This is a genomic window from Microbulbifer elongatus (assembly GCF_021165935.1).
GTDB lineage: Bacteria > Pseudomonadota > Gammaproteobacteria > Pseudomonadales > Cellvibrionaceae > Microbulbifer > Microbulbifer elongatus.
In genome coordinates this window covers 1,115,213-1,135,733 of record NZ_CP088953.1, presented here as the reverse complement: position 1 = coordinate 1,135,733, position 20,521 = coordinate 1,115,213, and the positions used below count along the sequence as shown (strand labels likewise).

Sequence of the window (20,521 nt, the reverse complement as noted above, 5' to 3'; positions counted from 1 at the left end):
TCGCGCTAAGAAATCGAGATCGGATTAAAAACCTGACTCGATGTAGAAGCGTCAAAATAGAAGGTGGAGTGCTGGGTGCTGGTTTTTGGAAGCGTCGCAAACAGGATGTTTGCGCCGCAGCGCCCAGGGACGGGTTCACAGCGGTTCCAAAAACCAGCACCCAGTGATCCACCGCCAATGCGCTCGCTCAAGCAGGGATACCTCAGGTGCCGAGTATTTCCACAATTCCATCCACCAGGGGTCCGCCGCCAACACAGCCAGTCGTGACCGCCTGGCACCTCGCGGTAACGGATTGGGAACTGCCGGGCTTTCAATACATCCCGCAGCGCACGGTTGTCTTTGAGCATATGCGGTTCGTACAAGCCCACTTCCAACAAAATCCGTGGACGCTGCATATCCGCTGATTTAGCTATCGCCGTGTTTACCCAGCCTTCGAGACTATCGAGCAATGCGGGCTGAAAGTGCGCGGTATTGGCAAGAGGCCACCAGAAAGAACCGGACTGGCTGAAAGCCTTGCCAAAACGTTCGGGCCAGTTCAACGCTGCCCATACCGACGCGAGGCCGCCAAAAGATTGGCCGGCTACCAGTGTCTGTTGCGGCTTGTTGGTGATCGGTGTGATCTGTGCGACTTGCGGCAATAGCTCTTGTTGGAGAGCCAACCAGAATTCGTTGTTACACGGGAGTTCGTTGCCGCGGTGTTCGTTATCCACGGCGTCGATCATCAGGTAGGCCGCAGGTGGTATTTCCCCGCGCTCGGTGCGCTGGTCCAGCTCGCCCAGAAAATTGTCCTGGGTGTGCCAGTAGTTGCCGTCCAGCAGCAGCACCAAGGGCAATTCCTTTTGCGGCTTTTTACTGTCCGTACGGTATAGCCAAACGTTGCGCTGGTTGTTCAGGCGTTCGCTGTGCCAGGCAATCGTTTGCAACTGGCTTTGCGGCTGCAGATCCAGCCACTGGATACCATCCGGGTAGATACCGGACAGGGGGCGCCCCCAGGCGCCGTTGTGAGGTCGAATTGGATTGAACGGGTCGGCGCTGGCGCGGCGGTCGATCAGGTCCAGCCACCAGTTGCGTCGTTTACTGCCTTCAAGCTTCTCCGGCAGTGGCAGATCCGATGGCCGCGCCGGTAAAAAGAAATAACTTCCACACCAGTCTTTTTGCAGGCGGGTCTGCCAGTACCAGACATTGGTATTCCCCCAGCGCTGCATCTCCGTGGGAGTGTCTCTTACCGGGTGCGGCGTGTGGGAGTTTACTTCGATAAATACCTTGGCAATTTCCGTATCCGCGCGCTGCCGCCAGAAGAAGGTCAGAGTCTGCTCACTCGAGGTGACATCGCTTTTCAGTGGCAGGCCGCGATGGGCCAGGGCGCGCCACCAGTCTTCACTGCCAATGGTCTCGCCATCAAATCGAAACTGCTGTGCGGGCATTGCGGTCATGCAGCCACCTCCTTCGGGTCTTCAAACTCTTCGAGTGCACTATTTTTCTGTGCGGGAACAGCGGGCGTATCCTGTTCGGTCCAGATGCTGTCACGGCTTCCATTCAAAGCGCGTTTACGGCTGTGTACCGCGGCAAACGCGAAAGCCAGCGCAAATCCAAACCCGGTAGCATCCACAGCCAGCGCGGCGCTGCTGGTGTTTATCCACAAGCCGGTTTGCGGAAAGGCCAGTGCGATAAAGGAAGTGACGGGAACCAGCAGGCAGCTCAAGGCACAGGCGGCAAGCAATCGCCAGCTGGCTCTTGCCGCGCCCCGCCACAAGGCGTAACCCACCGCCAGCAGGAAGCTCGCGTAGTACGCCCACAGGTAAATATGATTGATATTTTCAGCAATGCCGTGTGCCCATTTGCCGGCAACCATGGCGAGGCAGCCACCGATGATAGAACCGAAACAGACGCCCACGGTACCCGCCGCCATCAGACGGAGATTCAGTGGCTGTGTTGGCAGGCGCGTGTCATTTTTGCGCTGCTTTTTCCTGCGGGTTTCAATCCACAATAGATTGCCGGAATAGAACAGGAAGGCACCGCTGAGTCCGAGGAGAAAGTAAATCCAACGCACCAGATTGCCGCCAAAGCTGCCGAAATGCAGGGCGAAGAAATAGTTCACGATTGCACCCCAGCCTTCTGCCTTGCCCGGCAGCATCGAGGTCATCACCAATTCTCCGGTGTAGGGATGGAAACCCACATAACCGGTGATAGGACCATGCACCAGAGCCTCGGCGTTATAGATGGAGAGGCGCACAAAAGGCCGCGGGGATTCGAGCCCCAGGTACAGCATTTCGGTAACTTCAAAATCCGGCGCTTCCGCTTTGGCCCGGGCAATCAGTGCCGACGGCGGCAGCAAACTGTCCGTCGTATAGGCTGTGGTTGACGCTGCGCGCACGGTGTTGGATTGCGGGTATACCACGTCCCGTAACGCATCGTAGAACTGATCGTGAAACGCAAATACGATAACCGTCAGGCTGATCACGACATGAAATGGCAGGCTGGTGATGCCCACCACATTGTGAGCATCCAGCCAGAAGCGTTTTTTGTTTTTACCCCGGCGCACCGCAAAAAAATCTTTCACCAGGGTCGGCAGCAACAGGATCAGGCCGGATACCAGAGCGAGGAAATACAGCACACCGGCAATCCCGAGAATCCAGATACCAATATATTCACCATCGAAATCTCCGGGGATTCCGCCGGTGCGGTGCAGCATATCCACCAGCCGGCCAAACTTGGAAGGCGTCTGGGTGTCGGTAATCAGCTGCCCCTGCTCATCCAGGCTGGCCAGCGTTTGGGTGTCGGATAGCTTGAGTCCGCGCCCGCCGCCGGAAGCACTCCACTGCATCGGCGCCGTCAGATCTTCCCGTTGGACGGGATAGAGTTTGAACTCCCGCCGTGCGGATTCGTGTTGCTGCAGGGTCTGCGCCACCAGGCTGCCGAGCTGCGCAACCTCCACCCAGGGCAGGCGCTGGTCCGGCGGGCTGATCCAGCGGTCCAGTGGCTGCTTGAACATCGTGATGGCACCGGCGAAAAATCCGATAAACAGCAGCAGTCCAGTGGTGATCCCCACCCAGGTATGCAGGCTGCGGTAGACCTTTAAAATATCGCTGCGCACTTTCACTGCAGACCTCCACTATGTATGTATGTGGTTGCAAACAACAACCCGAATGCCACCAGATTCAGCGCCCCCATCATCAGCAGTGCGCGCCGCCCGGTGGGGATCAGAAATACAAGACTGAACGCAATCACCCACAGGGGAGCGATACTCCACATCACAAACTGGCGCTTGTCCGGTGCGTCGATGCCGCCGGGGCCATACCAGGCAAACAGGCCGGACAGGGCCAGTGCCAGGGTCAGACCGAGAACAGCACCGGCGAAACTTTTACTCCACCAGTCCGGCTGCAGCTTGCCGGGCCTGGCTGCGGGTTTGGCTTTTCGTGTGGGTATGGATTTGGCCTTTGCGTTTCGCTCAGGTTTTTCCGTGCCAGCGAGGACAGTTTCTTCAGCGCTCACGCGCACCTCCTTCCTCCCGCTGTCGAACCAGCGGCACAAACGGCAGCGTGCCCCACAACAACATCAGGCCCACCATCCAGGCAAGAATCGCGGTGTTAATCGGGTACACCCAGCAGGCGAGTGCCAGAGTGCCAGCGACCAGGAACCAGCCGAGCCACCGCCAGCTTCCAGACAGCGGCTGCATCAGCCAGCCCTGATGGCGGTGGCACAGATACAGCAACGTGGCGCCAGCGATAAGACTGGCGGTCAGTAGTATCAGCATTGGGAATTTACCTCGGCGCTGTGAGGGGGCACTGCTTCATCCGGTTGCACACTTTTACGCAACCGGCTCTCAAGAAATTGCGCCAGCCGTTGATTGACGCGCGCCACCAGCAGATGGCAGAGGGGCACCAGAAAGAGAATCAGCAGTGTCGCGGACACCACGCCACCAAGCACACTGGTGCCAATGGCGCGCTGGCCCGCGGCCCCGGGGCCGGTGGCCAGTGCCAGCGGCAATACACCGACACCAAATGCGAGAGAGGTCATCAGGATCGGCCGCAGACGCTGCTGTGCCGCGCGGCGAACCGCGTTTAACAGCGAGTCGCCCTGAGCCCGCGCCTGCTCGGCGAATTCCACAACCAGAATGGCATTTTTCGCGGTGAGACCAATGGTGGTCAGAACCCCCACCTGGAAATAAATATCGTGAGGCAACCCCAACAGGTTTGCGGCAAGCACCGCGCCGGAAAGCCCCACGGGAATAACCAGCAATACCGAGAGCGGGATCGACCAGCGCTCGTACAGCGCCGCCAGGCACAGAAAAATAAACAGGATCGATACACCGTACAGCAGCGGTGCCTGGCCGCTGGAAATCTTCTCCTGATACGACAGGCCACTCCAGGCGTAATGCGTCTCGCCGAGCCCCAGTGCTTCCTGTTCCACCTCCGCCAGTACTTCACCGGAGCTGGCACCGGGTGCGGCGGCGCCAGTGATCATCATCGCCGGCATACCGTTAAAGCGGGTGATTTCCGCAGGCCCTGCATCCCAGCGGCTGCTGGCAAAGGCGCTGAACGGGGTCATCTCGCCACTGCGGTTGCGCACATACCACTGGTGCAGATCTTCCGGCGCAGCGCGGGCATTGGCATCCGCCTGCAGAATGACTTTTTTCACGCGCCCGCGGTGCACGAAATCATTGACGTAGGCACTGCCCCAGGCGGTGCCGAGTGTGGAATTCACATCATCCAGATCCAGCCCAAGTACCGCCGCGCGGTGACGGTCGATGTCGATGCGCAGCACCGGGCTGGTCTCGGCACCGCCGCTGTCGGCAAACAACAGCGGTGCGCTGCCTTCCAGCTGTTGCACCAGGGCCCGGGCGCGACTGGCCAGGGCTTCGTGTCCCTCGGCATCGGCGTCCTGCAACCAGAACTCGAAGCCGCTGCTGTCACCGAGGCCATCAATGGGGGGGAGCACCGTGGCGAATACCCGCGCGTCGCGCAGCTGTCGCAAGGCGCCGGTTGCACGGGCGGCGATGGCTTGGGCAGTATTCTCCGCCCCTTCGCGCTGGTCCCAGTCCACCAGTGGTATAAAAGCAATACCGGCATTCTGTCCGGCACCGCCAAAGCTGAATCCGGACACGGTATAGATGCCGGCGACATTCGCTTTTTCTTCGGTAAGAAAATAATTCTCGATGCTTTCCACCAGGGCCGCGGTGCGGGTATAGGTGGCACCAGGAGGCAGGCCATAACGCACCATTACCGTTCCCTGATCGTCCTCGGGCACGAAGGAGCCGGGCAACCGCTGGTAACCCCAGAAAACCGCACCCAGTAACAGTGCATAAATCACCGCGAAGCGACCGGGGCGTGCCAGCACTTTATTCAACAGCGCAGAAAACCCGTGTTTCGAAGGCTTTTTCGCGGCGTGCACTTTTTGCGGATTGTGTTTCAGTAGACGCGCACACAGCACCGGGGTAAGGGCGATGGCCACCAGCGCGGACAGCGCCATGGCGCTTACCAGGGTGACGGAAAACTGCCGGTAAATAACGCCCACGGAGCCGGGGAAAAAGGCCATGGGTAAAAACACGGCGCCCAGCACCAGGGTGATGCCGACCAGCGCCGGGGTAATTTCATCCATGGATTCCCGCGTGGCGGTGGCGGCATCCAGGTTGCGCTCGGCCATGATGCGCGCGACGTTTTCCACCACCACAATGGCATCATCCACCAGCAGCCCAATCGCCAGCACCAGTCCGAACAGGGTCAGCGTGTTAATGGAAAAACCACACAGGGCGAGGATGCCGAAGGTGCCCAGCACCACCACCGGAATGGTAATGGCGGGAATCAGGGTGGCGCGCCAGTTGCGCAGAAAGGCAAACATCACCAGCACTACCAGCAGCACCGCTTCCCCCAGAGTTTTCACCACCTCGCCGATGGAACGCTTGACGAAGCGCGATGCATCCTCCGGGTAAAACACCTGCACTCCGGGTGGGAAACCCGTCTGCAATTGTGCAATGCGTGCGCGCACCGCATCCGCGGTAACCACCGCATTGGCACCGGGGGCAAGATTGACCGCAAGACCGGACGCGGGCTTACCGTTGAAGCGTGATGTGGTGGTGTAGTCCTCACTGCCGATTTCCACTCGCGCCACATCCGCGAGCCGCACCAGCGCGCCCTCGCGGGAGGTCTTCAATACGATGTCGTTAAATTCCTGCACCGTGCGCAAACGGGAAAGTGCGGTAACCGATACATTGAGCTGCTGGCCACTATTAGCAGGTCGCGCTCCCAGTTCCCCCACCGGCACCTCCGCATTTTGCGCTTCAATCGCGCGGGAAATATCCGCGGGCATCAGTCCGTATGCGGCCAGTTGCTCCGGCTTCAGCCAGATGCGCATGGCGTAGGGCGCGCCGAACGCCTCGATACCGCCAACACCGGGTACACGACTCACCGCATCAAGCACGTGGGTGGCGATCCAGTCGGACAGATCGGCATCGTCGCGCACACCGGTTTCATCAAAAAAAACCGCCACCATCAGGAAGCTGCCCTGCTGGGTGGACACATTCAATCCCGCCTGCTGCACCGGCCGCGGCAGTCGGAAACTGACCTGATTCACGCGGTTTTGCACCTGCATCTGCGCCACATCCGGGTCCGTGCCCTGGGCAAAGGTCAGGCGCATACGGGCTTCGCCGTTGGAACTACTACTGGCCTCAAAATACAACAGGTCGTCGATGCCTTTCAGGGCCTGTTCCAGCACCTGAGTCACACTGCCTTCCACCACCTCGGCGGATGCCCCCGGATAGATCGCGGAAACGCTCACCGTCGGCGGTGACACATCGGGATACTGGGCCACAGGCAGCTTTTTTAGCGCGAGCAACCCGCCCAGCATGACGATGACCATCAGTACCCAAGCAAGCACCGGGCGCACGAGGAAAAAATGTGCGGGGGAACGCGGAGCTTCTACACCGGTCGATGCGGATTGTTTTTCCCGGATAGGATTCACTTGCGCGACTCCACCGGGCTAGCCGCACTGGCGAGCTCTTCCCCGGTGGATTCCGGGTTCCAGGGTACCGGATTTACCGCAAGCCCCGGATAGACCTTGAAGCTTCCCTCCACCAGCAACTGCTCTCCGGCGCTGACGCCGGACTCCAGCGCCCAGTGATCGCCGCGACTGGCCAGCAGTTGCACCGGGCGCAACGCCACACTCTGGTCATCGCCCACAATCCAAACCTGCGCTTCGCCACGGCCATTGAAGTGCACCGCCTGTTGCGGTACCAGTGCGACGCCCGGTGCAATACCCGCTTGAATCTTTGCCTGCACAAACATACCGGGAAGCAGCAGGCCGTCGGGATTGGGGAATTCGGCGCGCAGGGTGACGACTCCGGTTTCCGATGACACGCTCGCGTCTTCCGCGCGCAAATTCCCGCGGTGAGTATATTCTGCCCCCGCAATCGCAACCGTGACTTCGTCGCCAGCCGATTGCAGCGCACCGCTTACCCGTTTCTGCCGGGTTTCCAGCCACTGCTGTGCCGGCTGCACTATGTCGATATAAATGGGATCCAGCTGCTGAATACTGGCGAGAGGCTGACTCTGGTCCGCAGAAACCAGCGCGCCCTCGGTGAGCCAGGTACGGCTGATATGCCCGGCAATGGGCGCGCGAATCTGAGTGCGGGACAGGTTGAGCCGCGCCTGCTGCAACGCGGCTTCGGCGGCCTGCACATCCGCCCGGCCCTGCTGGTACTCCGCCTGCGCCCGTTCGTTCTGCTGGCGACTGACACCGCGGGTTTTGACCAGGTCACCGTAGCGCTCCGCTTCACTCTGCAGGTTTTTCAGACGCGCCCGGGCACCGGCCAAATCCGCCTGGGTGCGCACCACCTGCACCTCATAGTCATCAGAATTTATCGTGTACAGCAGGTCGCCGGCACTGACCTGACTGCCCTCATTGAAATGCCGCTTTTCGATAATGCCACTCACCTGCGGGCGCACTTCAGCGATACGCAGCGGTGCTACGCGCGCGGGCAGTGTTTGCTCCAGCACCAGTGGCTGTTCGGTGATGCTGACAACCGCCACCTCTGGCGCGGGCGGCGCTGACCGCTCCCCGGCTGCCGGCTCCTGTTGCGATTTCCCGCAGGCGACCAGGGCCGCACCGCTCAGAATCAGGCAAACGAATTTTTTACGCATTGCGGTGGATTCCATTCTGTTCAGCTTTCTATGTTCGTTTCTGTTTCAGGCCGCCAGTGTTGCACCGCCGTCCACCACGATGTTTTGCATGGTGATATGACTGGCCGCATCGGAGGCGAGGAACAGCACGGTGTTGGCAATTTCATCGACGCTGGCAATTTTTTTCAGGGGAATGCCAAGCTTGTAGTCACCGGGCAGGCCTTCAATGGTGCGCTGATAGCCCGCACTGGCATCCCCCGTATGATCCGCAAGCATCCCCCGCAACATGGGTGTATCGGTGGAACCGGGACTTACCAGATTGCAACGCACGCCATACTCGGCAAGTTCCAGAGCGGTGCAGTGGCTCAGGCTTTGCAAGGCCGCTTTCGAGGCACAGTAGGCCGCCATATTTTTGCGCGGTACACGGGCGGCATTGGATGCGACATTTACGATCGCGCCGCGCCGACGTTGCTTGAAGTGCGCGGTAAGATGGCGCAACAGATAGAAGACACCACTGACATTGACATCGAGGCACTTGTGCCAGTCGTCGATAGACAGAGGATGAAAATCACTGGCATCCACGCTGCCTAGGCGCAGCGCGCCGGCGGCATTGACCAGGATGTCCGGGCCGAGATTTTCGCGCAACAGTTCGCGCACCGTTGCCCCAACCTGGTATGGATCGGCAATGTTCAACTGGCGCAACGGGAATTCGCCGTCGACGTTTTTCACTTCAACATCAAGGCCGATGACCCGCGCACCCAGCTGCTGGCAACGATGGGCCACCGCACAACCGATGCCACTACCTGCCCCCGTCACCCACACGGCTTTTTCGTGAAAGTCCCAATCCATCGTCAGTTCCCGTGTAATTCTTCAGGCTGCCTGCTTCTGCTCAATCAGCTTCCACCACCCCTGCAGTGTTGGCTCGCGGGCGAGATCTTCGAAGGTGAGTTCGATCCCCAGCTGCTGCCACTGGCCAATCAACTGCATCACCTGAACCGAGTCGAGCCCATAATCGATCAGGTTTTCATCGCGTTCCGGTTCACCGGCGTCCTCCTCAAGTAGCGGAAGGATTTGTGCGGACAACCAGTTAAAGCTAATCTTCTGCACGCTATTTTTCTCCTGTATCAGTTCCCGTGTAGAAATCACTGCACCACAGCGACCGGCAACAAAATCCAGCGCCTGCTGATGTTCCCCGCGGGAAAAATCTGCCAGGGCATCGGCCACCATAAATGGCTGGATATCCCGCATAAACGCGTCCAGTGCCGTGGTCATACAGCCGATATGGGCGTAAACACCGCCGATGATCAGCTGATCCCGTCCCCACTCCTGCATCAGGGTTTGCAGGTGCGAACGCTGAAACGCGCTGTAGCGCCACTTGACCAGCACCGTGTCATGTTTTTCCGGCGCCAGGGGGGCAACGATGGCGGCCTGGGCCGGGTCGGCCGTGGTCAGGCCCGGACCCCACATATCATTCAGCAGGGCGCGCTCCGCATCTGACTGCTCGGTAGGCTGGGCGGTGTACACCACGGGGACACCGTTCTGCCGCGCCCAGTTTCTCAGGGCGATCAAATTGGCGAGCAGAGTATCCAGCAGTGTGTTTTCCTTGCCGTAGTAGCGCAGGAAGTAATCCTGCATGTCGTGAATCAGCAATACCGCACGTGCAGGATCCGGCTGCCACGCCACGCGGTTCTGCGGCAATTCCGTGGGCATTTCGTAAGTTTGGATCGTCGGGATAGTCATGCGCTTTCCTGTCGAGTTTTCTGTAACGTTTTGGATGTCATCATGGCCCGCAGCGCGACCTTGTCGGTCTTGCCCACAGCGGTGAGCGGCAGGGAACGAAGAAACTGAAAGCGGTCCGGTAACTTAAATTCGGCGAGCCCCAACTCCCGCAGATAGCGACGCAACTGCGGCGGTTTGAGCTTGGCATTTCCGGTAACAACACAGGCGCAGCTCTTTTCTCCCAGACCCGCATCGGGGATGGCGACCAGCGCCACCTGCTGGACATCGCTGTGGGTGAGCAGCAGGTTTTCCACTTCTTCTGCGGCAATCTTTTCACCGCCGCGATTGATCTGGTCTTTCACCCGTCCCACCACCTTGAGGTAGCCAGCGGCATCCCGCTGTACCAGATCCCCGGAACAGTAAAATCCATCATGATCGAACACGCGGGCATTCTGCTCGGGCGCGCGGTAGTAGCCGCGGAAGGTGTATGGGCCCCGGGTATACAGCAGGCCGGTCTCACCTTCCGGTACCGGGCGCCCCTGCTCATCCAGTACGCGCACCTCGTCCGCATCGCTCATGGGGCATCCCTGGGTGGTGAAGATTTTTTCTGCGCTGTCGTCGAGACGGGTGTAGTTCACCAGGCCTTCCGCCATGCCGAATACCTGTTGCAATTGACAGCCAAGTTCGGCGGGAACGCGGCGGGCAAGGGATTCGGCAAAATTGGCACCGCCAACCTGCAGCAGCTTGAGGCTTTTCAGGGGCCGCTCATCACTGAGCCGGTGATGAGCTTCCAACCAGAGCGCAACAGCAGAGGGAACCAATGCGGCCATGGTGACCTTGTGGCGGGCGATCAGGTCGAAGCAGTGTCGGGGCTCCGGAGAATCCGCCAGTACAACGGTGCCACCCGCGTGAAAGACACCGAGAGCGCCCGGGGAGCTGAGTGGAAAATTGTGCGCGGCCGGCAGCGCGCAAAGGTAGCGCGTTTGCTGCGATAGCCGACAAACCTCAGCGCTACGTCGCACACTATAGTAGTAATCATTATGGGTGCGCGGGATCAGCTTCGGTGTGCCGGTGCTGCCACCGGACAACTGAAAGAAAGCGACCTGCTGGGCTATCGAAGCAGGCGAAGATGCCGCGAGGGATAAAGAGTCGCTTTGATACTCATGGGAGGCCTGGGCCGGATGTGCCAGCAGTTTTGCCAGATCTTCGGCGAATTCGGTTTCACCGAGCACCAGCAACTGAACATCGGGGCACTGGGCCTTTAACTGACGGAAAAACTCGCTGCTGGAAAAGAGTTTGTGACGACTACAACCGATTAACAGAGCGGGACGGAGCTGTTCAGCATAAGCGGTCATCTCGAGTCGCTGATGACTGTAAAGAGCGTTAACCGGTGCAACGCCGAGTTTCAGCAGCGCAAAAAACACCACATAAAATTCGGCCACATTGGGTAACTGCACGAGCGCGGTGTGTCCACGTCGCAGACCGCGCCTGGCGAGTACACAGGCTAACCGCGAGGAAAGTGTATCGAGCTCTGCATACGAGAATCTCCGCACACCACAGATTATTGCTGTTGCATCGGGAGCACCTGCACACACGAGGAGGTCCGTCAGCGGCCGATCGATCCAGAAACCGCGCGCTCGGTAGTTGTCAGCCAATACGGCTGGCCAGGGAACGAAATCAATCGCAGTTGAGTTGCCGCCATCGCTCATGCCCGCACACCTGCTTTATCTACGGAATGCTTGCGTGCCGCATGGCTGACTTTGTGGCCAGTCTGCTGGGCGCCGTCTTCGCTTTTTGCGCGGGCCGATTGTCCGACCGACTGGGCATCAATTTTCGCTTTGCAGGGCTGTTCCGGATCGACACCCAGTGCACTCAACATGGTCTGCAGTTTTGCCTGGGTTTCCCGCCACTCACTATCCGGGTCCGAGTCTTCGACAATTCCGGCACCGGCAAACAGTTGCGCGTGGGAGTCGGTAAAAATGCCACAGCGGATGGCCACCGCCCACTCGCCATTGCCCTCGGCATCACACCAACCAACGATACCGCCGAACAGACCGCGCTCAAACGGTTCCACCAGCTGAATCAGCTTATGTGCTTCGCGGCTCGGGAATCCGCACAGGGCCGGTGTCGGATGCAGTCGACAGGCCACCTGCAGTGCGGTAAGGCCTGGGTCGCGGAGGATGCCGCGGATTGGCGTGGAGAGGTGCCACATGGCGCGTGTGTGCATCAGCTGCGGCGCGCCCGGCACAGCGAGCTCCGCACACAGCGGTTGCAGCTGTGCGCGAATATCCTCGATCACCAGGCTGTGTTCGTAGGCATCCTTGCTGGACCGACTGAGCTTTTCGCTAACCTTCCTATCCTGTTCCGGATCCACCTGACGGCGGGCAGAGCCTGCCAGTGGATTGGAGAACACTTCGCTCCCCTGTCGGCGCAGCAACAGCTCGGGGCTAGCACCAATCAATTGCGAGCCATCGTCAAGAGGTAGGCGGAAGTGATAGCCCGTTGGATTTTGCATCAGCAAGTGCTGAAAAAATGCATCCCGATCCAGGGGGCCGTCCAGCTCCAGATCCAGCACACGCGACAGAACAGCCTTGCGAATGTCACTCAGCTTGAAGTTGGCAATGGCCTGGCACACTGCCTGCTTGAAGCGAGCCTCGTCCGGTACACTATTGCTGTGGAGCACATGACGAGCGCTTTTTTCAGCACCCGTTTTTTTAGCGCCTGACTGGATACTTTCGAGGCCGCAACTCTGCTCGACCTCCAGTGCACGAGAGAACATTTCGTAACTGCGCGGGATCGACAGTTGCGCCGGACGGGTCTGGTCAAATGGAATAGCGCCAATGGCGATTGGGTTGGCAATGCCCGCACTCCGCGCGCGCTGGAACGCTTCCCGCAAGCGTGTATGGAAGGCTTGTTCATTGGCAGTGGAGCGGGTACAAGACTCACTTTCCGCACGCAGCCGAGCACCGCCTGGCTTGCCGGTTTCCGACGCCGCGCGTACCGGCAGGCAAAGACGCTCGTAGATCCCATGTGCGCGTATGCCGCAGTGAGAGGACATAAACAGAAATTCAGGTGTGCGATGCATGGTGGGTCCCAGTAGTAAAAACCGGCGGTCAACCCAAATTTTGGGCGAACGCATCCACTCGTCGACTCGGGAGGCAAAAACCCGAGGCAAACGCTCGATCGGACTGCAAAGAAAAATTGCCAGAGCCATTCTACTGCGCTTCCCTGCGCAATGGCCCCGGCGCACCTCCCTGTGAAGAGGGTGGCCCGCGAACGGGCCTGGGCTTGGGTTCGCTTTCTCTAGAAGGAATAATTGGCGCTCAGGAAGTAGTTGCGACCCAACTCGCGAGAGTAAAATCCGCTATTTTCTTCCTCCAGATCGACATCGGTGACATTCTTGATACCGAAGCGCAGGTCCACCGCATCTGTAAGGTCATAGGCACCGGTGATGTCGGTGCGGGTATAGGCCGGAAGCGGATTGCCGGACCAGTCCACCTGATCGCCCAGATAGTTGGCGGAAAGGTTGCCGTTGAGGGCATCGGTGAGCTGCCAGTTGAGTGACAGGTTGGCCATGGTTTCCGGCTGATGCTCTACATCAATGGGATCGCCACCACTGCTGTACTCTGCGGTAAACATATGCGTGAGGTTGCCAGAAAGCGCAACCGCATCGCTCAGGGCTACGCGACCATCGATTTCGATTCCGCGGGTATGGGAGTCGGACAGGTTTATCCACACGCGGGAGTTGGTCGCTTCACTGAAGCTGGCCTGGATCTGGTCTTCCACATCGTTATCAAAGATAACTGCGCTCAGGCGCCAGGCTTGTTCACGCACCTCGATACCGGCCTCGATATTGGTACTGGTTTCCGGGTCCAGGTCCGGATTGCCCGGTATATAGCAGGAGCCGCCGCAGCTGATGATCTGATACTGCTCACTGGACTGATAGGCATCCGGCGCCTTGAAGGCCTCACTCACGCCGCCCTTCAACACTACAGACTCATTCAGGGCGTAGGTCACGAACACTTTCGGCGAGAAGTGATTGCCGAACAGATCATGATCGTCGACGCGACCGCCCAGGGTCAGACTCAAACGCTCGGTGATGGCAATTTCGTCCTGGGCAAACAGGGAGGTGGTGGCAACCGATTCGGAGCCGGTTTCGGTGTAGGAGATGGCATCCTTCAAAGACTGATCGCGGTACTCGATACCGGCGGTGAGCGCATTGCTGCCCAGCTCGGTGCTGCCGTACACCTTGACGTAGGTGTTTTCCTCTTTCAGGGTACGGTCCTGCGGCGCATCGTAGCGGCTGTTGAAGTCCTCAATCTCGCTGTCTTCCTGCTTCAGGAACACCACGGTTTTACCCCAGTCCCAGCTGCCGCTGTGGGTCAGGCCGTAGGTAAAGCGGTCGATATTCTGTTCGCGGTAAGACGGGCCGCCGCTGTAGATTCCATAAGGGCGGTCGTCACTGTTGTAGCTAAGATCCACATCCAGGCTCTGGCGATCGTCGAGCTTGATACGCGTGGTACTCACCAGGCTCGCAGACTCTTTTTCTTCCAGCCCGGGCACGTCGGTTTCCGCATCCCGATACCAGGCATCGCGCTGATAAATTTCCCCACTCAGCGATTGAGTGACGCGATCACCCAGCGCGCCAGACACGGATGCATTCAAACGCTGCTGGGCACCCTCTTCCCCTCCCTCAATGCCGCGGTATTCGGCATTGAGGGTGCCGTGCCAATCCTGAGACGGCGCCTTGGTAATAATATTCACCACGCCGCCGATGGCATCGGAGCCGTAGAGAGCCGCCATTGGGCCACGCACGATTTCCACTCGCTGGATACTACCCAGCGGTACAGAGTTGTAGTCAAAGTCGCCGCCACGCCACAACGCCCCGGCGGATGAGACCCGCTTGCCATCCACCAGCACCAGGGTGTAGCGCCCACCCATACCGCGGATCTGAATTTCATCGCGGCCGAGAGAGTCGGAACGGTTGTTCACACCCACGGTATCGCGCAGTAGATCCGCAAGACTGTTCACCGAGGTGCGGGTAATTTCTTCGGCGGTAATCACACTGGTGAAGGCGGGGGAAGTAGCGCTGTCTCGAGCATTCAGGGTTGCGGTCACCACCACCTCTTCAGTATCACCGGCAGCCTGGGCACTGGATTGTTGGGCGATCGCCGGAACAGCGACAAGATTGAGCGCGATCAGCGCCGAAAGTGTACTTTTCGTCAACATCTGTCAGAAACCTCTCCTGGGTTGAAACTTTGTTTCCTTGCGTTCTCCCTGGAGAGAACTTTATTTGTCGCGAATGATAGTTGTTATCATTTAGCTTAACAACTAGAAATTGCTCAGGGTATGACAGTCGGGTTGAAAGTTCCGCCAAGGGGGCGATGGCAGACGGTAGAGGGAGGGAGAGGGGTGAATACTGTGACACAACAGGCTGCGCACCTTCACTTCCGGAGCTCCCGCTTGCGGAGGGGTGAGAGAACTCCCGAAAATGAAAAGGTCGCGTGAAGGTCAGGCCCTGGCGAAGAAGACACGACCTGAAGCTGGCAGGAAAGGGGTGGGGCTGAGTGACCGCGATGAAAGGACACTCCTGATCACTTGCCGCCTATTCGGCACCTTTCAGCACTGCCTGCCGCTCCCGTTCGTACTCCCTGTAGTCTTTCTGATAGCGAGCGAGACATTCCGCATACTGTGCGTCGGGATATTTTTCACAGTTTTGCAGCCGGTTCTGCTGAATACCCTCGTAGATCTGCTGGTTGCTGCAGGCGCTCACCAGCAGCGGGGAGAAAATCAGGCATGATAGGGTAATTACGGTTTTCATAGCTCAACTCTCGGAAGTATCAGAGGTATTGGAATTCGCGGTAGCGTCTGGCAGCAGTGCCTGGAGTATCTTGTACAGCAATTCGACCCGTTCTTTATTTGGGAAATATTTGTTGGCCAGCAGCACAAACCCGAAACGCTGTTGTGGAATAAATGCCACATAGGCAGAGAAGCCGCCGGTCGATCCGGTCTTGTTGATCAATACATCCCGTTGTGGAGACAGTGGTCCCACCGCTCCCACCGGCTGATCCCGGGTGATCATGTCGCGAGAATTTCCTGCCAACAACCGCGCCTGTGACAGCGGCAGTGCGTACTGCTCCCACACCATGTCCTGCACGTAATAGTCCGTTTCAAAATATCCGGTGCGGGTTTTTGCCAGCGCTTTCTGCAAATCGTCACTGACCTTCACCAGCTCCATTTGCGCGGCCAGGAAGCGGGTCAGATCCGCCGCCGTGGAACGCACCCCGTAGGCCTCGTTTCCCAACAGTCCGATATTGACACGCACCGGCTTGTGCTGACTGTTGTGGCCCTCGGCATAGTCGTGCATTTTCTTCTCCGGCACCCGTACGTAAGTGTCGGAAAGTCCCAGGCCTCGAAAAATCTGCTCTTCCATTACCTTGGCGAACGGCTGGTTCAGACTGCGCGCAGCCACCAGCCCGAGAAGACCACTACCGGGGTTTGAGTAGGTACGCTTGGTTCCCGGAGTATACTGCGGCTGCCAGTTGCGGAAATACGCCAGCAACTGCGTGTCGTCCGCGATCTCCTCAGGCACCTGCAGGGGAAAGTACCCGGCGGTATGGGTGGCGAGATTGAGTACCGATACGCGATCCATGGCGCTGCCGCGCAGTGGCGGCAAATAGGCGCTGACCGGTTTATGGAAGTCCAGCGCACCCTTGACCTCTGCGTAGGCGGCAAGTGTCGCGGTAAACGTCTTGCTGATGGACCCCACCTCGAACAGCGTGTGCTCGGTCACTGGCACACCATCCTCCAGAGCGGTTTCCCCAAGGGTAAAAAAATGGGGTTCGCCATCAATGGTAAGCGCCAGCGCCATTCCGGGAATCCGGTACTTTTCCACCAGCGGCTGAACCGCCTCGACCACCACCGCTTCCAGCCGGTCGGAGCCCGTATCGGCGCCCGAATCTGCCTGCACCAAGGTGCCGGAAAGCAGGCCAGCCAGCGCGAGTAACCCCCTGGCGGCACGGAATAACGAAAAGGGCTGCGGCATGAGTGTTCCTTATTGTATGAGCGGTTGAAACCGTCTGGGCTTGTCAGTGTCTGACTGTGAGGCCGCCAGAAAGTGCAATTGAGACAGCACTATAGCCCGGAAATTTTCCCCGCCGGGCAACAACTGCTCGAAAGCCCCGGCTCTGGTCGGATACACTTTACCCATTCACCCGAGAAGTCGACCGCGAGTAAGCCGTACCGGACATGCGAGCATTGTTACTGAAAGCCTTCCTGATACTCCTGTTACTGGGCGCACTGGTAGTGGGAGCTTTTGTGGCTTTTCCCGGTCTGAAGTACGAGCTCTACCGGAAACTGCCCCCCAAGATCCGCTGGAATATCTCCTATGCGCTCACGGACAAATTTGTCGTGGGCATGGTGTATTTTGTGGAGCGCAATAATCAGCTGCTGCTGGTACGCCACACCTATCAGGACAAATGGGCGCTGCCGGGAGGCTGGGTGGAGCGCAATGAATCTTTCGAGGAGTCGGCGCGACGGGAGCTGCGCGAGGAGCTCGACATCCGGATCGATGACTTTGAGGTGCTGGAAGTCAACAAGGTACCGCGCTCGGGGATCATTAATATTGCCATTCGCGGACGCCTCAAAGACAAGCAGGTGACCATCCGCGACGGGGAAATCTACGGATACCGGTTCTTCGATCTTCACCGCCTGCCGGATGATGTGATCTACACCCACAAGCCCTATATCGAACGCTATCTGGAGGCCCGACGACCGCCGCGAGAAGTGCCGCCGGAACCCACCAAACGCGATCCGACAGTGCCGGAGCGCTAGGGGAAACCTCTGATCTTCTAAAAAAACGCCGCCCAGCGATGGGCGGCATTTTTCGTTCGAACCAGCGGGGGTCAGAAGTTGTAACGCACTTCCGCACCGTAGGTGCGCGGCTCGGAGACGGAGGTGTAGGGGGTACCAAACGCCGCCATGGAACGACCGCTGGGGACATCAGTACGCTGGTTGTCCAGCAGGTTGCGTCCCCACAGGGCCAGTTCGTACTGGCCGCCGCCATTCATCCACACCAGTCGACCGTTCAGGCGTTTGTCGTCCTCACCCACGCCCTCGATGGCAGTGAAACTATCCAGGAAGCCAGGCTCAAGGGCATCGCTGTTCTCAGCGTAGATATAGTTGAGGTGCAGGTTCAGTTCGCCTACAGGAATCACCGGTGCCCAGTCCATGGTCGCCGTGTAGGCGGTATCCACGGAAGCTTTGATACGCTCGGACTGCAGCTCACCAACGGCGTCGTAATAATCCTCCCACTGGGAGTCCTCATCACGGACCGTGGTCACCAGGCCAAAGCGCAGCGCTTCGGTTGCCAGCCAATCCACGGTCACTTCCACCCCGTTAAACTGCTGGTCCCCATTGATCACCTGAGGCAGAGCATTGGCGGACTGCGGCGGCTTGCTCTCGACACTGCGCTGGCGGTTGTCGACGGTCATATCGAAGTAGCTGAGCTGCACCTGCAGGCCGTCCAGCAGATTGCCTTTTACCCCCAGTTCGATATTTTCCACCTCCTCCGGCGCGATGGGATTCTCCGCGGTAAGAAGGTTGAGCGAGTCGAAGCCGCCGGATTTGTAGCCGGTGGAATACGACAGAAATGCCATGGCGTCGTCACTGAACTGGTACTGGCCAACGAGACGTCCGGTGGTGGCACTCCGGTCGTCAGAGGCTCGGCGTACCCCCGCACCCACGTTGTTGGCATCGTCGGTCGAGAAAATGACTTCGCTCACCCCGTCGCGTAGCGCGCGGAAACTGGTTCCCGGTGTTTCCCAGGTGAAGGTTTTTTCGTCGGTGCTGTACCGCAGGCCGGCGAGCACACTGAATTGATCGGTGAGTGCGTAGTCCAGATCCACGTATACGCCGTAGTTGGTGAAGTCACCGGTATTTTCCACCGCCTCGGTCCAGTAGAGACCGCCAAACTGCTCCGGGCCAAACAGCATACCGGTGCCCAGGTCGGCAGCGATGGCATCGTAATAGACATCCGCCTGCGGCGCGCCACCCATGCCAATCAGGCTGGTAAAGGTCGCCCAGTCTGTCTCATCCCACAGGTGTTCCACGGAATCCAGAGCGGCCAGCGCATAGGCCGCGGCAGCGTCACCGGCTGCCCCGTCGCCGGGCATACCACCCGCTTGCAGAGCAGCACCGTAAGCGATCTGGTCGCGCAGCTGCTGGGTGTTCACGATGTCACCGGTCACCAGACGGGTAACGGACGCCGCAGAAGCGGTCACATTGGTGCGCTGATAAATATCCTCTTTGGAATAGTTGGCGCCCATCACCGCATTCAGACGGTCACCGACAAAGTTCACCTGCAGCTCGTGGTAGGCGATATCGGAATCGAAAATATTATTGGTGTCCAGGTAGCGGGTGATATCCGCGGTGCCATCTTCTTCCTCGCGGTTTGTGGTTTCCCACTGGCGATAGCTGGACACCCATTTCAGACTCCAGTTGTCGTCGAAGGTGTGGTTCAACTTGGCGTTGACCGCAGACATGGAACGGGTCTCGCCACCGTCCACCAGATCGTTTTCAACCTTGTAGTCAAAAGGGTTCTGGCTGTAGGCAAATTCGCTCACACCAATCGCCTGACGCGCGGCATTGTCCACTTCATCCCAGTCGTAGGACAGTTGCGCCGAGGTGCTGTCACTGATCTGCCACAGGGCGGCAACGCGGCCGGTGACGATATCCTCAGAACCGGCATCTTCAGCACCGGGGTACACATTCTCGACAAAGCCATCGCGCTGAAAGCTCATCAGATTGGCGCGCACGAACAGCGCGTCGGTTACCGGTGCATTTACCATGCCTTCAAGGTGCGCGAGGCCGTAATTGCCGGTGCGAGCGGAAACGAACGCTTCAAAATCCGCCTGCGGCTGGTTGGGCACCAGATTAACGGAACCGGCGGCAGCGTTACGGCCAAACAGAGTTCCCTGGGGGCCCTTCAAAACCTCCACGCGCTGCATGTCAGCAAAGGACATGGAAGTCGCTGGCGATGGCACATAGGCCCCGTCGTAAAACACGGCCACAGAGGGATCGCCACCGGCACTGATATTGGAGCTGCGCACTCCCCGGATACTGAGAGCGGACTGGGTGATCCCGGAGCCCACCTCAAACCCGGGAACGAAATCCGCCATGTCGCTGAGTTTCAGCGCATTGGTGTTGTCCATATCGGAGGCAGAAAAAGTGTCCACGGTAACCGGCACTTCCAGCGCATTCTGCTCGCGCTTCTGTGCGGTCACGATGATCTCTTCAATTTCCACGCCGTGGCTTAACGCGGGCACAACCGAGCCAGCGGCAATGGCGATGGCCAGGGCAACGGGTCGCCGCCCTGTAAACTGGTGCTTAGTCATAAGGTTCCCCAAATTTATTGTTACTTGGTTGCAGGACAAACGGATATTCACCGCCCCAAAATTGGCACCCCCGTACCAATTGCAGGGCAGCGTTTCTATCCGACTGTCTCTCGGGAAACTACCACAATGACTAGCGCGTCACCATTTCAAACAGAAGCAAAAACTTTTTTTGCCGCAAAAATTAGATTTATCACCCACTCGCGAGTTGAAAAATGCGACAAACTATCAATCACAGCCTACGAACAACCATGAGATGCAGCCCCGCCCATCGGCTCAGTACTTTCAGAACCTCCG

15 protein-coding genes are annotated in these 20,521 nt (G+C 58.7%); 1 reads left to right on the top strand and 14 read right to left on the bottom strand.

The window, feature by feature from the left end; genetic code table 11:
• Positions 1-5: 5 nt before the first annotated feature.
• The 13 genes from fes to ampC all read right to left on the bottom strand — a co-directional run bounded on the left by fes (position 6) and on the right by ampC (position 16,878).
• Positions 6-1,433 carry an enterochelin esterase gene (gene fes / locus LRR79_RS04720; RefSeq protein WP_231759256.1) on the bottom strand — a complete coding sequence of 476 codons (1,428 nt, stop codon included), beginning with the start codon at positions 1,431-1,433 and terminating at the stop codon, positions 6-8.
• Complete coding sequence (locus LRR79_RS04715) at positions 1,430-3,100, bottom strand: PepSY-associated TM helix domain-containing protein (RefSeq protein WP_231759255.1); 1,671 nt, start codon at positions 3,098-3,100, stop codon at positions 1,430-1,432. The genes fes and LRR79_RS04715 overlap by 4 nt, the downstream gene beginning before the upstream one ends.
• Positions 3,097-3,492, bottom strand: a complete 396-nt coding sequence (locus LRR79_RS04710) for a hypothetical protein (protein WP_231759254.1) — start codon at positions 3,490-3,492, stop codon at positions 3,097-3,099. Before LRR79_RS04710 ends, LRR79_RS04715 begins: the two co-directional genes overlap by 4 nt.
• The gene (locus LRR79_RS04705; protein WP_231759253.1) at positions 3,482-3,754 is read right to left on the bottom strand and encodes a hypothetical protein; all 273 of its coding nucleotides are present in this window, start codon (positions 3,752-3,754) and stop codon (positions 3,482-3,484) included. The genes LRR79_RS04710 and LRR79_RS04705 overlap by 11 nt, the downstream gene beginning before the upstream one ends.
• Positions 3,748-6,957 carry an efflux RND transporter permease subunit gene (locus tag LRR79_RS04700; protein ID WP_338146939.1) on the bottom strand — a complete coding sequence of 1,070 codons (3,210 nt, stop codon included), beginning with the start codon at positions 6,955-6,957 and terminating at the stop codon, positions 3,748-3,750. Before LRR79_RS04700 ends, LRR79_RS04705 begins: the two co-directional genes overlap by 7 nt.
• Positions 6,954-8,135: an efflux RND transporter periplasmic adaptor subunit gene (locus LRR79_RS04695; protein WP_231759252.1), complete on the bottom strand. Its 1,182-nt coding sequence runs from the start codon at positions 8,133-8,135 to the stop codon at positions 6,954-6,956. The genes LRR79_RS04700 and LRR79_RS04695 overlap by 4 nt, the downstream gene beginning before the upstream one ends.
• 45 nt (positions 8,136-8,180) lie before the next feature.
• Positions 8,181-8,963, bottom strand: coding sequence for a 2,3-dihydro-2,3-dihydroxybenzoate dehydrogenase (gene dhbA, locus LRR79_RS04690; RefSeq protein ID WP_231759251.1), 783 nt, complete (start codon positions 8,961-8,963; stop codon positions 8,181-8,183).
• A 21-nt stretch (positions 8,964-8,984) separates the two neighbouring features.
• Positions 8,985-9,854: an isochorismatase family protein gene (locus LRR79_RS04685; RefSeq protein ID WP_231759250.1), complete on the bottom strand. Its 870-nt coding sequence runs from the start codon at positions 9,852-9,854 to the stop codon at positions 8,985-8,987.
• A complete protein-coding gene (locus LRR79_RS04680) occupies positions 9,851-11,542 on the bottom strand; it encodes a (2,3-dihydroxybenzoyl)adenylate synthase (protein ID WP_231759249.1) in 1,692 nt (563 codons plus the stop codon). The genes LRR79_RS04685 and LRR79_RS04680 overlap by 4 nt, the downstream gene beginning before the upstream one ends.
• Positions 11,539-12,918, bottom strand: coding sequence for an isochorismate synthase (locus tag LRR79_RS04675; RefSeq protein WP_231759248.1), 1,380 nt, complete (start codon positions 12,916-12,918; stop codon positions 11,539-11,541). The genes LRR79_RS04680 and LRR79_RS04675 overlap by 4 nt, the downstream gene beginning before the upstream one ends.
• A gap of 218 nt (positions 12,919-13,136) precedes the next feature.
• On the bottom strand, positions 13,137-15,062 hold the full coding sequence (locus tag LRR79_RS04670) for a TonB-dependent receptor plug domain-containing protein (RefSeq protein WP_231759247.1): 1,926 nt from the start codon (positions 15,060-15,062) through the stop codon (positions 13,137-13,139).
• 376 nt (positions 15,063-15,438) lie between these two features.
• Entirely contained in the window at positions 15,439-15,654 is a 216-nt protein-coding gene (locus LRR79_RS04665) for a hypothetical protein (protein WP_231759246.1), read from the bottom strand.
• Positions 15,655-15,657: 3 nt separating this feature from the next.
• Positions 15,658-16,878, bottom strand: coding sequence for a class C beta-lactamase (ampC, locus tag LRR79_RS04660; protein WP_231759245.1), 1,221 nt, complete (start codon positions 16,876-16,878; stop codon positions 15,658-15,660).
• Positions 16,879-17,081: 203 nt separating this feature from the next.
• Between ampC and LRR79_RS04655 the strand changes: the two genes are divergently transcribed.
• A complete protein-coding gene (locus LRR79_RS04655) occupies positions 17,082-17,666 on the top strand; it encodes an NUDIX hydrolase (RefSeq protein ID WP_231759244.1) in 585 nt (194 codons plus the stop codon).
• Between the two features lie 71 nt (positions 17,667-17,737).
• On the opposite strand, the gene LRR79_RS04650 is transcribed toward LRR79_RS04655, so the two are convergent.
• Positions 17,738-20,227 carry a TonB-dependent receptor gene (locus LRR79_RS04650; protein ID WP_231759243.1) on the bottom strand — a complete coding sequence of 830 codons (2,490 nt, stop codon included), beginning with the start codon at positions 20,225-20,227 and terminating at the stop codon, positions 17,738-17,740.
• Positions 20,228-20,521 lie beyond the last annotated feature (294 nt).